A 14,416-nucleotide genomic window follows, 5' to 3' on the forward strand; every position below is an offset into this window, starting at 1 on the left:
CAGTTCTAGAGCTAAAATCTGTTGGATCTGCGTGAAAAAAAGATCAAAATAATCCAAAAACAACAAATAAAAACCACTCTTTACCCGGAACTTAAAAAGTGTTAAATAGAATTAACCAGATCCCTACAGATTAAATCCTTTCAATCTTTTTAATCAGTGGCAAAAATAATTCGCGCCTATTCGTGAAATTCGTGGCTATTCATTTGAGCCACAGACTAAGAGATTTAGATAAATTAAATGTGTTTATTAAGAATTGCAGAGATGGACCAGAGGTGTAATATTTTGTCTAACAACTATCAATAATATAGTTTGCTTCGAACAGAATGGACTTGTTTAGCAGACCAATATATTTTCGTAGCAAAAGGATATATTTTCGAGTAAACTAAAAGCAATGTTTTTTCTTACATTTGAAATAAGATTTAAAAGGAATAAAATTATGTCAAATTTTTCAAAAAACAGAGTAAATGTAAATCATCCGGTAACGGCCAGTTATGCGTAAAAATCAGCTGTATTTGACAGGCTTTTTGTAAAAATGCAGAGCCTACTGTAGCGGTGTTGGGTTTTACAAAACTTCTTGCCTTACTAGAAGAATACGTTTCTTGGAGTCAATTGAATTCATTAATTGAAGGTTGTAAAAAAGCGATTGCATAGTCTTGTAAAGTGTTGAGTATGTTTCATAGAAATAGTGAAAAATAGAATAATTGCTGATTTTGTTGATAAAGAGATAAAAGTTAAAAAAAGAGGATTAAATAAGAGGTTGTTAAATGATTGCAAAATCCCTGACACAGATTTCCGTGTCGGGGGTTTTGTTTTATAAAGAAGCCTGAATTAGTGTTTTTTCCAATAAGGCATAATTATTTTGTTCTCTTTTCGAGATAAATACAATAATATTAAAGTGGCAATAACACAAAAGAGCATGGCCTGAATAGTGCCTTCTGGACCAAATTCACCTCCGGTAGTCCATTCGGAACCTTGAATTTTAGAAACCAGTAAACTATTGGTTTTTTTATTTCCGGAAGTAACCGCGCCAAAAATACCCGATTGCATAAAATTCCATGCAAAGTGTATCGCGATCGGAAACCATAAATTTCGGCGGTACATAAAAGCAGCACCAAGTAACAAACCAGCTTCAACAGCAATACATAATGCAGAAAGAAAAGTGCTGTTTTCATTTGGCAAATGCAAAGCACCAAAAAGAACGGCTGAAAGAAGTAATGCAATATAACTTCCCAGTTTCTCTTCCAAAATTCTAAAAATAATACCACGAATTAAAATCTCCTCCAAAATTGCAACAGTAAAGGCTATTGTAAGCGGAATGATAATAAAAGAAACAGGATTTACAGAAATAATACTAAAACCACCATTTACATAAATAACCAGAATGGTCAGGGATTGCAGGAGAACCCCAATTAAAGTTCCGAAAAGTAAATTCTTTGCCAGATTGTTGGTCGATAACTCGGTTATTTTTCTTTTTTCATATTGGCTAAAGAAAAGAACATAAGTCGTTATCGCAAGAACAGAAACAATAAGGCCCTTAATAAGGTTCCTGTAATCTTTGTCAAGAGAAATCAATAACTTTCCGGCAATTTGCTGTCCAATATTGACAACAAGAAGACATGCAATTAAGGCAAGAACAATTTTTGTAATTGGGAAATTAAATATTTTTTGTTTTGTGGTCAGGGTTTCCATTTTTAATTTGGTTTAAGTATTAAGTGGAGACAAAAGTAAGTTGCCCCAAAACCAAAAAATAGAATGAAATTTGCCTGTTTTATAATTTTTGAAATTGCTTGGGTAAAAATCCCGTTTGACTTTTGAAGGTTCGGATGAAATGACTCTGATCGGCAAACCCGCATTGAAAACCAATTTCAGTAAGGTTACTTTCATTTGATTTGATGAGGGAAAGCGAACGGTTTATCTTCATTCGCCGCAAGTATTCGCTCAGCGTACAACCAAAATACCTGGGAAAATGTTTTGAAATCGTAATCGGATTTACGTTTAAAACCGTCGACAAATCGTGTAAATTAGGATTCACGTTCCAACAATCGTTTAGTAGTTCGCTTAAACTCTTCACCCAAAATGGACTCTTTTCAAATTTCTCCAAATGAGTATGAGTATTGGACAATTGCGCAAACAACATCGTAATCGCATCTCCCGAAAAAGTATCGGCAATCATACATTCTCTAAAAATCTTCAGAATCAGAAATTTGGCAAGCGTGGTATGCTGAATTGATTTTTCAATTAAGGCTTCGCTTATTTGGAGTTCTTTTAGCAGATTTTCGTCAATTTCGAGGTTGATGTTTTTTGAGGGAAAAAGAGTGTTGTGATTCAGATGTAATTCATCACTATGGTAGAACAACAAAGACCCTGGGCCTACAACTGTACTCGAATTTTTACGCTTTTCTGATGTCCCGCCTTTTAAGAAAAGGGTCAGATGTGCATTATTATGCGAATGCCATCCTTCAAAAACCTTTTTCTGATACTCCGTTTCTACAACTGCAATTCCTTGCGAATTGTTAAAAACGTTTTTAGTATTGCCCAAGTATTTCTCTTTTTCCAGTTCGAACATTTCGCATTTTATTAGCTGCAATTTCGCAAAGCAAAGTACTATTTATTTAGAAAAAACAAATGATCAAATCGTTGTGATTGTAATAGGAAGAGTTGTTTTTTTAATGTATTTGTAATCTTTTACCGCTTAATAAAAAGATTGTGAAAATATTAACCGGAGAATGCTAAAAAATTACAGAAAATTTAATTGTTTTGTAACAAATTAGAAACATTGAAGACTAATTTGTAAATACCTTAAACATACATTATGAATACATTTTCATTCAAATCAGTACTTGCGGCTTCGGTCTTTTTTGTTGGGGCAACCAGCTGTTTTGCACAGGACGTTTTAGTAAATTCATTAAAACTAAACGCGAGTGATAAAAGTAAAGAAAACTTTAAATTCACAGAACAAATTAATTTAGGAACCACTTCAGTAAAAACACAAGGTTCTTCGGGAACATGCTGGAGTTATTCTACAAACTCTTTTTTAGAATCAGAAATGATTCGTTTAGGAAAGCAACCGGTAGAATTGTCTCAGATTTTCTCTGCAAGAAATGTTTATGTTGAAAAAGGAGTCAATTACGTTCGTATGCATGGTGCTGTTACTTTAGGTGACGGTGGTGCATTACACGATGTAATTAACATGTACAAAAAATACGGAACAGTTCCGAGAGAAGTTTACACAGGATTAAACTACGGAACTGATAAAAATAAATTTGCTGAAATGTCTTCTCTTATCGAAGGAGTTTTAGCTGCGGTTGTGAAAAATCCAAACGGAGAATTAACTCCAAACTGGCAAAAAGCATATGCTGCCGTTATCGATTCTTATTTAGGAAAAGTGCCGGATAATTTTACTTACAAAGGAAAAAATTACACGCCACAATCTTTTGCTAAAGAAGTAGTAGGAATCAACCCTGATGATTATATCGAAATGTCCTCTTTTACAACAGCTCCATACTACCAAAAAACAATGATGGCTGTACCGGATAACTGGTCTTTTGATCAGGTTTACAATGTAAAAGTAAACGATATGACAGACGTTATTGACAATGCTTTGAAAAAAGGATACACAGTAGCATGGGCAACTGACGTAAGTGAGAAAAGCTTTAGCTGGAAAAATGGAGTAGCGTATGTTCCAACAAAAAAATTCGATGATATGACCGCTGAAGAAAAAGCAGACATGTTCAACGGACCAAAACCGGAACCGGAAATCACTCCTGAAATGCGTCAGACTGCGTTTGATAACTACACCACTACAGACGATCATGGAATGCACATTATTGGTCTTGCAAAAGATCAAACCGGAAGAGAATACTATATCGTAAAAAACTCATGGGGAGAAACAAACGACTACAAAGGTTTCTTGTTTGTAACTAAAAACTTCGTGAAATACAAAACGACTGCCTTAATGGTAAACAAAGGAGGAATTCCTGCTGATATCGCTAAGAAGTTAGGGGTTTAATTACCTTAGGTTTTAAAGAGAATAAGAAAGCGCTGCAATGAAAATTGCGGCGCTTTTTTTAATTTTAGACAATATGTTTTTCGCGCAAAGCTTGTCCTTTCGACGAAGGAGAAATCGCACTAGTTAAGCAAGTACAGTTTGTCAAGTATTAGATGTGATTTCTCCTTCGCCGAAATTGACATAAACAGTTCCTGCTACGTTTTCCACAATCGTGTCATTCTGAGGAACGAAGAATCTTCGTTTGCTGTATCGATTGTACTGAGTTTTGGTCTTCGGAGTTTCTTGCGCAGATCCTTCGTTCCTGAGGATGACAAACGGAGCGTGATTTACTTCGTCTATTTGGATAAACCCTTTCTAGTCTTAGCCTAAACGACAAAGAAACGGGCAAACTAAACTTTCCTCCCAACAAATTGTATTACAGTACCTCTCCCAATATGAAATTGCCCTTCATTGAGAATGATTTCTTCTTCCTCTAAAAGTAAGATTTCATAATTCTTAAAATCAGTCTGTATTTCTTCCTTAGAAAATAAATCAGCAATTGCATCCGGTCCGCCAACTTTTGGGTTTGCTTTTTTAAAATGCAAATGACTTTTACTGAAAGCTTCAAAAATAATAAGTCCTCCGGGTTTTAGATATTCATTTAGTTTTTTGTGGAGTTTTGATTTGGTTTCTGCAGAGAAATGTGCGTAAATCAATCCAATTGCATCGAAAGATTCTTTTTCGAATTCGAGTTCTTCAAGATCGCCAACAATATATTCTAAGTTTACCTTATGATCTTTGGCTAATTTTAATGCTTTTAATTGCCCTTCTGTGCTTAAATCAAACGAAGTGACAGTCCAGTTCAGTTGTGCTGCAAAAACGCCGTTACGACCTTCGCCATCGGCAGGCATCAATATAGATCCGGGTTTGAATTTAGGCAGCCATTCTTTAAAAAACAGATTAGGTGCTGTTCCGTAAGCAAATTCAGTGTTCTTGTATCTTTCGTCCCATTTTTGATTCATTTTGATTCGGTTTAAATTAGTATTTCAAAATTAGCCGGAAAACGTTTCGACAGTTAGGACAAAAATGCAGTTTACTATGACTTATTTGAAGTTTTTACGGAATGTCTCGGGAGAAAATCCGGTATGTTTCCTGAAGAATCTAATAAAATAAGAGACATCTTCATAGCCCATATAATCTGCAATTTGATTTACCTGATTGGAGGTTGCCAAAAGATATCTTTTAGATTCCAGAATGATCGCTTCGGTGATAAGTTCAGAAGCCTTTTTGTTTACTAACGTTTTGGTGATATTGTTTAGCTGATAGGGAGTAAGATGCAGCATTTCGGCATAAGCAGCAATGGGTTTGTGCGTACGAATATGGGTTTCTAAAAGTGTTCTGAATTCATCTAGCCGTTCCTGTGTGTATAAGTTAGTATTGTCGGTTGGATTATTGTTTTGCTCCCGCATAAGTTCCAAAAAGAAAATACGGAGATTAGCTTTTATGATTTCAATATAATTTTCGTGTTTGTCATGGTGTTCTTGAAAAATATAAGTCAAAACGAAAAGTACTTTTTGAAAAGTAGCCTCTTTAAGTTCATAGTAATTCTGCTGGCTTATTTTAGTTAAAGAAGTCTGGCTTGTTTTATCATCGGAAGAATAAAAACCAGTAGTAAACTGAATCATATAACCGGTGCTTTTGGCATTTAACTCCAACCGATGTGCCTGCCCAGGACGCAAGAAGAAAACAGTATTGTCTTTTATTTCGTAGCCTTTGAAATCAATTTCATGAAAACCGACTCCTTTTTGCAAAACCAAAATATGGTAGAAATCATGTCGATGTAATTCCTGAATGAGGTTTTCTCCCAAAAGCAAATCCTGAACAGTACGGATGCTGAAATTTAGGGAAAAATTTGTTTTTTCAGGAGGTGTAGTAAGATTTCGAACCGGGATCTTTTCCATTTTAGTTTGATGTGATACAAATGTACAAAACAGCGTTGCGAAAATAGAGAATGACTTTTATATAAATAGATGTACTTCAACGTTTTTTGCGGTTGTTTACGGGGCAAATTAGGAGTAATATGTAAGAATTGAGTACCTTAGATGAGTTTTAGAATACTGGTAATGCTCTTAATTTTAGTTTGTATGAAAAAATATCTACTTATTTTTACAGCGATTGCATGTATTTTTTCTTTAAACTGTTTTGGACAGAACAACGATATTGTTCTTGCTAACGTGAAAATGAAAAATGCAAAATCGAAATCTGACAAGATACCCAATACCGATCTTGTTGTAGAATCTTATCGCGTTGAAGAAACCATCAATATGGCATTTGGAAACCGAACCACTACTTACGAAGTTTCTAAGCTGGATATGGTTAATACCTATGATTTAGGACCAAACAATACCCGAAAGGTGATCCCACAATATGCAAAACCAAAAGAAAAGACGTTAGGAACTACAATAGAGACAAAAACCATTGTTGATACTTTGAAAGTTGCTGTAAAACCGGTTAAAGTAAATGTTCTTCCTCCTGCGAAAAAAGAAAAGTATATCACTATAAATGTGGTCAACACGTACGAAAAAGTCTTAGACCGTGGATACAAATCAATAGAGATGCTCAAAAAAGTAGCAGACCGATCTTATTTTGAAAATGATATGATTAATGCTGCGAAACATTATGCTCAATTGTTTGAGATGAGTACCAACTTAGAAGCGTCTTATTATTTCAGATATGCGCAAGCATTGAAAGGTATTAATGAAATGGAAAAATCGGAAGAGATGATGCAGTTGTTTAAAAGTAAAAATGGCAGTAAGTAAAAAGTAACTTCTTTTCCATCTTGTTGTTTTGGAACAGAAAAAATGGTACTAGTTAAGTAAGAACGATTTCTCGAATAGTTGAATGTGATTTCTCCTGCGTCGATAGGACACCAAAAACAACTATTTCTTTTTCACCAATAAAAAAAGAGCATCGGTATAAACGATGCTCTTTTTGATTTAAAAACTTAATTGTAACGATTTGGGGTCGTGATTAATTTGCAGATTGATTTGATGTCTTGAGCTGCTTAATTTTTATTTAACTCTCTTAAGATCTAAATCCTGAAAATCAAAACTAAAATCAATAGTCGGCGATATCCCTTTCATTTTTATACTTTGTGCTTTTCCTTCTTCATCTAAACTAAAGGAGGCAAACGCATCGCAATTCATGTCCTGATATTCCCATTTTATAGCAAATGTATTTGCTTTGTAAAATTGCATTGGTCCGTTTAGTTTTGGTGAACGAAGAGATTTAAACCATAATTGATTTCCTTTCAGGAATATTTCCATTTTTCCGAACCATTTATCTTCGTATTGCCCGATAAAGTCTTCGTTTTTGATTTTGATATTTTTGGCTTTGTTTACGGTTTCCCAAACTTTTTTAACGGCTTCATTGTCGACGTTCTTTTGTGACTCTAAAAAAGAGGCGTGTTTGTCAATCCATCCGTAATCGTCCAGACCTAAGTAACTGTCGATAATGGTTTGACTTACGGCAGAGAAAACACCGGCACCACCATTTTCGGTATTGGTTAAAACTACAACACCTAAATTTAAATCCGGAATCATTGTAACTATAGAAAGCATTCCCGGTAATCCACCTGTGTGGGAAACGCTTAGATTTCCTTTTACATCAGCTAAAAACCAACCTAACCCATAACCGTTAAAATGTTGTTTGTATCTCGGGTCCGGATCCGCTGGAAGGACTGAGTACAATTTCCACATTTCATTTTGTCTTTCCGGAGAGAAAAGTTGTTTGTCTAATTGGTCTCCGTATTTCCCTTTGTTTAATTGTACCAGAACCCATTTTGACATATCATCTGCATTAGATACAATGCCACCTGGAGCACCGTTTACCATTTCTTCAAACCCTTGAATGGTTTTTATTTTGTTGTTCTCCGTACCGTTTGTCGAGTGGGGTGTAGCTAGATTAGATTTGTCTTTTATGTCTTTAAGAGAAGCATGTGAGTTGTTCATCTGTAAAGGATTCATGATTTTGGTTTCGATAAATGCCTCCCAGCTCATTCCGCTTACTCTTGCGGTCAGCTCGCCTGCTACAAAATAAAGCAGATTGTCATAATCAAACTGTGTTCTGAATTCCGAAACAGGTTTAAAATGCTGAAAATTGCTTAAAACATCTTTTATGGTAAAGTCAGTACCGTTAGGAAAAAACATTAAATCTCCGGCGCCTAAACCAAGTCCGCTACGATGACATAATAAATCTTCGATAAGAAAATGTTCTGTTACGTACTCATTGTACATTTTAAACTCGGGAATATAGGTCTTCACTTTGTCTTTCCAGGAAATCTTTCCTTCATCGACCAGAATAGCTAACGCGGCAGTAGTAAAAGCTTTGCTGTTAGAAGCAATTTGAAAATTGGTGTGCTCGTCGACAGCTTGTTTTGTGTTGATAGACTTAACGCCATATCCTTTTTTGTGAATCACTTTTCCATCTTTTATAATGGCGACTGCAACTCCGGCAACATTAAATTTTTCGATTGATTTTTCTACAAGTGCATCAACTTCTTTTGAAGAGAGTTGAGCAAAGATATTACTGGTGGTAAGTAATAAGAAAGTGGTTAAAATGGTTAATGCGAATTTTGGTTTTTTCATGTTTTTTGGTCTGATTGTTTAATGTAGTTTAATTAGTAGGGTTTTCCCTTCGGAACGAATATATAAAATAAAAGAACATCAAAAAGATCCGAATTTAGTTTTTAGGAAAACGATGTTCTAATATATCGTAAAAAATTAAACCTGACAGGTTTTTGAAACCTGTCAGGTTTAATTATATAAAAAACAATTTATTCAAAAACAGATTCCCACAAGATTGGAATTTGGAATTTAAAGATTTGGAATTTTACTTTTGAGATTGGAATTTGGAATTTAAAAAGTTTGGAATTTCAATCCAATATTTCGGTTATAAGCAAAAAAAAAGACTATCGTGATGATAGTCTTTTTTTTTAAGCTCCCCCTCTTGGGCTCGAACCAAGGACCCTCTGATTAACAGTCAGATGCTCTAACCAACTGAGCTAAGGAGGAATCACCTTAAAGGTAAATATGTTTGCTAAAAAAAAGTTGCTCCCCCTCTTGGGCTCGAACCAAGGACCCTCTGATTAACAGTCAGATGCTCTAACCAACTGAGCTAAGGAGGAAGATGTTGTTCTTTTTAGCGAGTGCAAATATATATCAATTTTTGGTTTCTAAAAAACATTTTTGCTCTTTTTTTTCAAAAAAATTATTTGCCAACAATTGCTTTGTAGATATCATTTCCATTAGCAAATAAAAGCAATGAGATAAGTAAAACGAAACCAACCATTTGTGCATTTTCAAGGAATTTATCACTCGGTTTTCTGCCACTAATTATTTCGTACAATAAAAACATTACATGTCCGCCATCAAGAGCAGGAATCGGCAATAAGTTCATTACTCCAAGCATAATTGACAATAAAGCCGTGATAGACCAAAAAGCTTCCCAGCTCCAAGTTTTAGGAAAAACATTAAAAATAGCCGCAAAACCACCTACTTGTTTGTATGCTTTGGTTTCCGGATTAAAGATTAATTTAAGTTGTTTACCATATCCTACCAATTGATCTTTTCCTCTTTCGATTCCTACCGGAATAGATTCTAAAAAGGAGAATTCTCTTTTACTGATCTTATAGTAGCCTAATTTTTCCAAAGAATCTAAATCTAAGCCAGCCAATTGTATGCCTAATTTTCCGTCATTAGCAACCATTAGTTTTACTTTTTCTTCTTTTTGATTGCGAAGTAAAGTAGCCTCAACAGTTTTACCTTTATTGTTTTCCAATATTGTTTTTGCCTCATCAAGATATTTTACCTTTTGTCCGTTAAGTGATAAAAGGATATCTTTTGGTTTCAAAACTGTATTTTTAGAATCATCAGCTATTTTTCCAATTACAAATGGAACACGAAAAGTAGCCAAAGCACCTTTTCCTGCTTTAGAATACTGATCAACAAAATCATTTGGGATTGCAATTGTTTGTTCTGTTCCGTTTCTGTCAATTACTACTTCCTTAGAGGTAGCTAATTTCCCATTAACATCGCTGTCATATCGGATCACTTTTTCTCCATCTATACCAACAATGATATCACCTGTTTTAAAACCGGCATTTAACATTGCTTTGTTTTCGATCAAAAGACCGTCTTTTAAGTCTTTGTTGGCAATAAACATTTCACCATAAGCGTAAGCCATTCCGATGTAGATAACAAAAGCAAGGATGAAATTTACAGTTACACCCCCAAGCATAATAATCAAACGCTGCCAAGCCGGCTTAGAGCGAAACTCCCAAGGTTCTGGAGGTAAAGCCATTTGTTCTTTATCCATACTTTCGTCGATCATTCCTGAGATTTTCACGTAACCTCCTAATGGTAACCAACCGATTCCGTATTCAGTTTCTCCGATTTTCTTTTTCAAAAGAGAAAATTTCACATCAAAAAATAAGTAAAATTTCTCAACTCTGGTTTTAAATAATTTTGCAGGAATAAAATGTCCTAATTCGTGAAGAATAATAAGTAATGATAAACTCAATAGAAATTGAGAGAGCTTGATAACTATATCCATTTTTAATTTTTAGTTCGTAATTTTTAACGCACAAAAGTAACGTTTCTATTTTAATTTGGTAGTGCAATATAATATATAAGGTTTTAAATGTTTGTTAATTAATAAACATTTTGATTTCTACTTTTAGGCAGATGCTGTAACTTTACTTTTTTGTGCGCTATCCTACTTAATAGGTAGCTTAAAACGATTAAAAGTTACACTATTATGGCTTCAATATTATTCGCTCCGCTTACCCTTAAAAAAATTACTTTAAAAAATAGAATTGTTATTTCACCTATGTGTCAGTACTCTGCAATCGACGGATTCGCTAACGATTGGCACTTGGTTCATTTGGGAAGCCGTGCCAGCGGAGGTGCCGGTTTGATTATTCAGGAGGCAACAGCCGTTTCTCCTGAGGCTAGAATTTCTCCTTCTGATTTAGGAATATGGAAAGACGAGCACATTGAAAAACTTAAAACTATCAACGAATTTATTAGATCACAAAATGCCGTTCCCGGTATTCAATTGGCACATGCCGGACGAAAAGCAAGTGTTTCTGTGCCGTGGGAGGGCAACAAAAAACTAGATATTGGTCATGAGGGCTGGCAGACTGTTGCCCCGAGTGCAATTGCGTATCATGAAACGGAACCGTTTCTTCCAACTGCCTTGGATAAAGGCGGAATTGAAAAAGTGCTTTCCGATTTTAAAACGGCAACTAAAAGAGCGGTTAAAGCCGGTTATCAGCTAATGGAAATTCATGGCGCCCATGGTTACTTACTCCACCAGTTTTTATCTCCTTTAACGAATAAGCGAGCGGATGAATATGGAGGAAGTTTTGAGAACCGTATTCGCTTTACACTCGAAGTTGTGGAAGCAGTTCAATCAGAATGGCCGTCGGATTTACCATTGTTGGTTAGAATTTCGGCAACAGATTGGGCTGAGGGAGGATGGAATCCTGAAGAGTCAGTAGAACTTTCCAGAATTTTAAAAGAAAAGGGAGTTGATCTGATCGATGTTTCGTCAGGTGGATTAGTATCGCATCAGCAAATTCCGTTAGAGCCAAATTATCAGGTTTCTTTTGCGGAAAAAATCAAGAAAGAAACGGCTATTTTGACTGGAGCAGTTGGTCTAATCACCGAGGCAGAACAGGCGGAAGGTATTTTGAAAGAAGGCCAGGCCGATTTAATTTTGTTCGGCAGGGAATCGCTTAGGAACCCAAATTTACCTTTAGATTTTGCTGTCGATTTAAATGATGATATTTCATGGCCAAAACAGTACGAGAGAGCTAAAGTGAGATAAATTTATAGGGCACAGATTTCACAGATTAAAAGGATTTTTTTGCCACGAATTACTCGAATTTTCACGAATTATTTTTTACGCATTGATTTGTGTAAATTCGTGTAATTCGTGGCAACACAAACTAACAGTAATCTGTGTCAATCAAAACAATCTGTGGCAAAAAAACACATAAAATGGAAAAAATAAAAACAGCACTATTATCATATGGAATGTCGGGAAAAGTTTTTCACGCTCCTTTTTTAGCGATTCATCCGGGGTTTGAATTGTTGGGTTCTTGGGAAAGAAGTAAAAAAGTGATTCACGAAGATTATCCATCTGCGAAAAGTTATGCTTCTATTGAGGAATTACTGGCGGCTGATGTTGATTTGGTTATTGTAAATACACCGGTTGGGACTCATTTCGAATATGCAAAAAAGGTACTCTTGGCAGGAAAACATGCCGTTGTAGAAAAAGCATTTACAACAACTGTAGCCGAAGCAGAAGAATTAGCCGGAATTGCTAAAGAAAAAGGATTAAAATTAGCGGTTTTTCAGAACAGACGCTGGGATAGTGATTTTAAGACCGTTCAGAAAATAATTAACGAAGGCGTTTTAGGAGAGTTGGTTGAAGCAGAGTTTCATTTTGATCGTTACAATCCGTTGTTGAGTGCAAAAGCACACAAGGAAACAGCGAACGATGGCGCCGGAATTTTAAAAGATTTAGGACCACATTTAATCGATCAGGCTGTTGCTTTATTTGGTTCTCCGAAAGCTGTTTTTGCAGATATCAGAACGACAAGAGAAGGTTCTGTCGTAGACGATTGGATCGATTTGTTGTTGATTTATGCGGATCTTAGAGTGCGATTAAAAGCTGGTTTTTTTGTGAAGGAAGCAAATCCGGCCTATACGATTCACGGTAGAAAAGGATCTTTCCTAAAACCTCGTGGCGATGTACAGGAAGATGATTTAAAAGTAGGAAAGAAACCAAATTTAGAATCATGGGGAACAGAGTCCGAAAGCTTACAAGGGCTGCTGCATACTGAAATTGACGGAAAAGAAATTCGAGAAAAAATACCAACACTACAGGGGAATTATTTCAGTTTTTTTGATGGCGTTTACGATGCGATTTCAAACCATAAAACAGAACCGGTTACAGCACAAGACGGTGTAAAAGTAATGCAGATTATAGAAGCTGCAATTGCAAGTAATACCCAGCAAAAAGTGATTAATTTATAAACAATAACGTTATAAATCGAGGAACTAATAGGGTTTGGTCGTGCATAACGGAGCTTTTTAGTACTTTTATACGACCAAACTTTAAACACCATTATTTTGATCGATTTCAATCCATTAGCACTATTTCAAACCAAAGGGAAAATTAAGAAAGTCTTTAGAGAGGCCAAAGCGTCATATCTGAACCGAATTCGTTTTGCTGTCGGAATGTTTTATTTTGGAATGGGTTTAAGTTTTGCTACCTGGGCAAGTCGAATTCCGGATATTAAAACCGCTTTGCATCTGACCGAAGGAGACTTAGGTTCTATCCTTTTCGCCTTACCAATGGGGCAATTGTTGATTATGCCTTTTTCGGGAAAAATGGTAACGAAGTTTGGAAGTCACCGCATTTTAATTTTTTCTTTAATAATGTATGTTTTGTGTCTTGCCAATTTAGGCTTGGCAACTACAGCTTTACAATTGTCATTGGGTTTATTTTTATTCGGTTTATTTGGAAACTTAGCCAACATAGCGGTTAATACTCAAGGCGTTTATACAGAGGTTCTTTTCAAAAAAACAATTATGTCTTCTTTTCATGGGATGTGGAGTTTTGCCGGATTTACAGGAGCCTTGGTTGGCTTAGGAATGTTGGCTTTAAACCTGAGTCCGCTTCATCATTTTTTAATTATCGCCGGAATTGTACTACTGATGATTGTTTTTAATTTTAAATTTTTGGTCAAAGCCAAAGAAAAAATCAAAGACAAAACGGAGAAAAAGAAACTATTTGTTAAACCCGATAGTGCTTTAATCTGGCTGGGTGTAATTGGTTTTTGCAGTATGGCAAGTGAAGGAGTAATGTTTGACTGGAGTGGTGTTTATTTTAAAGATGTTGTTCAGGCACCGGGTCCTTTGGTGATTTTAGGGTACACTTCATTTATGATTATGATGGCCAGCGGACGATTTTTAGGAGACGGATTAATCAACAAATTTGGTCGTGAACGTGTTATGCAAATCAGTGGAGTTATGATTTCAGCCGGACTTTTTACAGCTGTTTTTCTTCCTTATATTATACCATGTACACTTGCTTTTATGCTGGTTGGACTAGGAGTGGCAACGATTGTTCCAACAGTTTACAGTATGGCGGGTAAAAATCCGACTGTTCCACCCGGAGAAGCTTTAACGATTGTTTCGAGTGTTAGTTTTCTGGGTTTTTTAATGGGACCTCCCGTGATCGGACATATTGCGGAAACTTTTGGACTGCAATTTTCTTTTGCTTTTATCGGAATCTTTGGTGTTCTGATTGCTTTTATGGTCTCTAAAATTCGAACAACTCCCTAGTTTCAGTCCT

General features: G+C 35.6%; 11 protein-coding genes and 2 tRNA genes. 5 read left to right on the plus strand and 8 right to left on the minus strand.

Translation table 11 applies throughout. From position 1 onward, the window contains the following. Positions 1-828: 828 nt before the first annotated feature. Entirely contained in the window at positions 829-1,689 is an 861-nt protein-coding gene (locus ACHRV3_RS15790) for a lysostaphin resistance A-like protein (protein WP_395435334.1), read from the minus strand. A gap of 79 nt (positions 1,690-1,768) precedes the next feature. After that, positions 1,769-2,566: a helix-turn-helix transcriptional regulator gene (locus ACHRV3_RS15795; protein ID WP_395435335.1), complete on the minus strand. Its 798-nt coding sequence runs from the start codon at positions 2,564-2,566 to the stop codon at positions 1,769-1,771. 246 nt (positions 2,567-2,812) lie between these two features. Here ACHRV3_RS15795 and ACHRV3_RS15800 point away from each other — a divergent pair, with 246 nt between their 5' ends. Then, a complete protein-coding gene (locus ACHRV3_RS15800) occupies positions 2,813-4,009 on the plus strand; it encodes an aminopeptidase C (RefSeq protein ID WP_047774819.1) in 1,197 nt (398 codons plus the stop codon). 389 nt (positions 4,010-4,398) lie between these two features. Here the strand turns inward: ACHRV3_RS15800 and ACHRV3_RS15805 are convergent, their stop codons facing one another. Both ACHRV3_RS15805 and ACHRV3_RS15810 read right to left on the minus strand, forming a co-directional pair. Further along, positions 4,399-5,010 carry a class I SAM-dependent methyltransferase gene (locus ACHRV3_RS15805; protein ID WP_395435336.1) on the minus strand — a complete coding sequence of 204 codons (612 nt, stop codon included), beginning with the start codon at positions 5,008-5,010 and terminating at the stop codon, positions 4,399-4,401. Positions 5,011-5,091: 81 nt separating this feature from the next. Continuing rightward, entirely contained in the window at positions 5,092-5,949 is an 858-nt protein-coding gene (locus tag ACHRV3_RS15810; RefSeq protein ID WP_395435337.1) for an AraC family transcriptional regulator, read from the minus strand. 183 nt (positions 5,950-6,132) lie between these two features. Here ACHRV3_RS15810 and ACHRV3_RS15815 point away from each other — a divergent pair, with 183 nt between their 5' ends. Continuing rightward, entirely contained in the window at positions 6,133-6,807 is a 675-nt protein-coding gene (locus tag ACHRV3_RS15815) for a hypothetical protein (RefSeq protein WP_053004209.1), read from the plus strand. A gap of 252 nt (positions 6,808-7,059) precedes the next feature. Here ACHRV3_RS15815 and ACHRV3_RS15820 read toward each other — a convergent pair whose 3' ends face one another. From ACHRV3_RS15820 to rseP, 4 genes are all read right to left on the minus strand, one after another. Continuing rightward, positions 7,060-8,634 (minus strand): serine hydrolase, encoded by a 1,575-nt coding sequence (locus tag ACHRV3_RS15820; RefSeq protein WP_047774832.1) that lies wholly within the window; start codon positions 8,632-8,634, stop codon positions 7,060-7,062. A 352-nt stretch (positions 8,635-8,986) separates the two neighbouring features. Beyond that, positions 8,987-9,060, minus strand: a tRNA-Asn gene (locus tag ACHRV3_RS15825). 39 nt (positions 9,061-9,099) lie between these two features. Continuing rightward, a tRNA-Asn gene (locus ACHRV3_RS15830) sits at positions 9,100-9,173 on the minus strand. A gap of 83 nt (positions 9,174-9,256) precedes the next feature. Then, complete coding sequence (rseP, locus tag ACHRV3_RS15835; protein WP_395427914.1) at positions 9,257-10,600, minus strand: RIP metalloprotease RseP; 1,344 nt, start codon at positions 10,598-10,600, stop codon at positions 9,257-9,259. 204 nt (positions 10,601-10,804) lie between these two features. On the opposite strand from rseP, the gene ACHRV3_RS15840 reads away from it, so the two are divergent. The 3 genes from ACHRV3_RS15840 (at position 10,805) to ACHRV3_RS15850 (ending at position 14,406) form a co-directional block, all read left to right on the plus strand. Then, positions 10,805-11,878 carry an NADH:flavin oxidoreductase/NADH oxidase gene (locus ACHRV3_RS15840; protein ID WP_395435338.1) on the plus strand — a complete coding sequence of 358 codons (1,074 nt, stop codon included), beginning with the start codon at positions 10,805-10,807 and terminating at the stop codon, positions 11,876-11,878. Between the two features lie 173 nt (positions 11,879-12,051). Then, entirely contained in the window at positions 12,052-13,092 is a 1,041-nt protein-coding gene (locus ACHRV3_RS15845) for a Gfo/Idh/MocA family oxidoreductase (protein ID WP_395435339.1), read from the plus strand. 96 nt (positions 13,093-13,188) lie between these two features. Then, positions 13,189-14,406: an MFS transporter gene (locus tag ACHRV3_RS15850; RefSeq protein WP_082210597.1), complete on the plus strand. Its 1,218-nt coding sequence runs from the start codon at positions 13,189-13,191 to the stop codon at positions 14,404-14,406. The last annotated feature ends 10 nt before the right edge of the window (positions 14,407-14,416 follow it).

The sequence above is a fragment of the Flavobacterium sp. FlaQc-49 genome, assembly GCF_044005985.1.
Classification (GTDB): Bacteria; Bacteroidota; Bacteroidia; order Flavobacteriales; family Flavobacteriaceae; genus Flavobacterium; species Flavobacterium cupriresistens.

Bases quoted from the DNA above. Each gene is read 5' to 3' on its own strand.
- ACHRV3_RS15810 (WP_395435337.1), bottom strand. From the start codon at position 5,949: ATGGAAAAGATCCCGGTTCGAAATCTTACTACACCTCCTGAAAAAACA.
- rseP (WP_395427914.1), bottom strand. From the start codon at position 10,600: ATGGATATAGTTATCAAGCTCTCTCAATTTCTATTGAGTTTATCATTA.
- ACHRV3_RS15845 (WP_395435339.1), top strand. From the start codon at position 12,052: ATGGAAAAAATAAAAACAGCACTATTATCATATGGAATGTCGGGAAAA.
- ACHRV3_RS15840 (WP_395435338.1), top strand. From the start codon at position 10,805: ATGGCTTCAATATTATTCGCTCCGCTTACCCTTAAAAAAATTACTTTA.
- ACHRV3_RS15800 (WP_047774819.1), top strand. From the start codon at position 2,813: ATGAATACATTTTCATTCAAATCAGTACTTGCGGCTTCGGTCTTTTTT.
- ACHRV3_RS15805 (WP_395435336.1), bottom strand. From the start codon at position 5,010: ATGAATCAAAAATGGGACGAAAGATACAAGAACACTGAATTTGCTTAC.
- ACHRV3_RS15790 (WP_395435334.1), bottom strand. From the start codon at position 1,689: ATGGAAACCCTGACCACAAAACAAAAAATATTTAATTTCCCAATTACA.
- ACHRV3_RS15795 (WP_395435335.1), bottom strand. From the start codon at position 2,566: ATGTTCGAACTGGAAAAAGAGAAATACTTGGGCAATACTAAAAACGTT.
- ACHRV3_RS15815 (WP_053004209.1), top strand. From the start codon at position 6,133: ATGAAAAAATATCTACTTATTTTTACAGCGATTGCATGTATTTTTTCT.
- ACHRV3_RS15820 (WP_047774832.1), bottom strand. From the start codon at position 8,634: ATGAAAAAACCAAAATTCGCATTAACCATTTTAACCACTTTCTTATTA.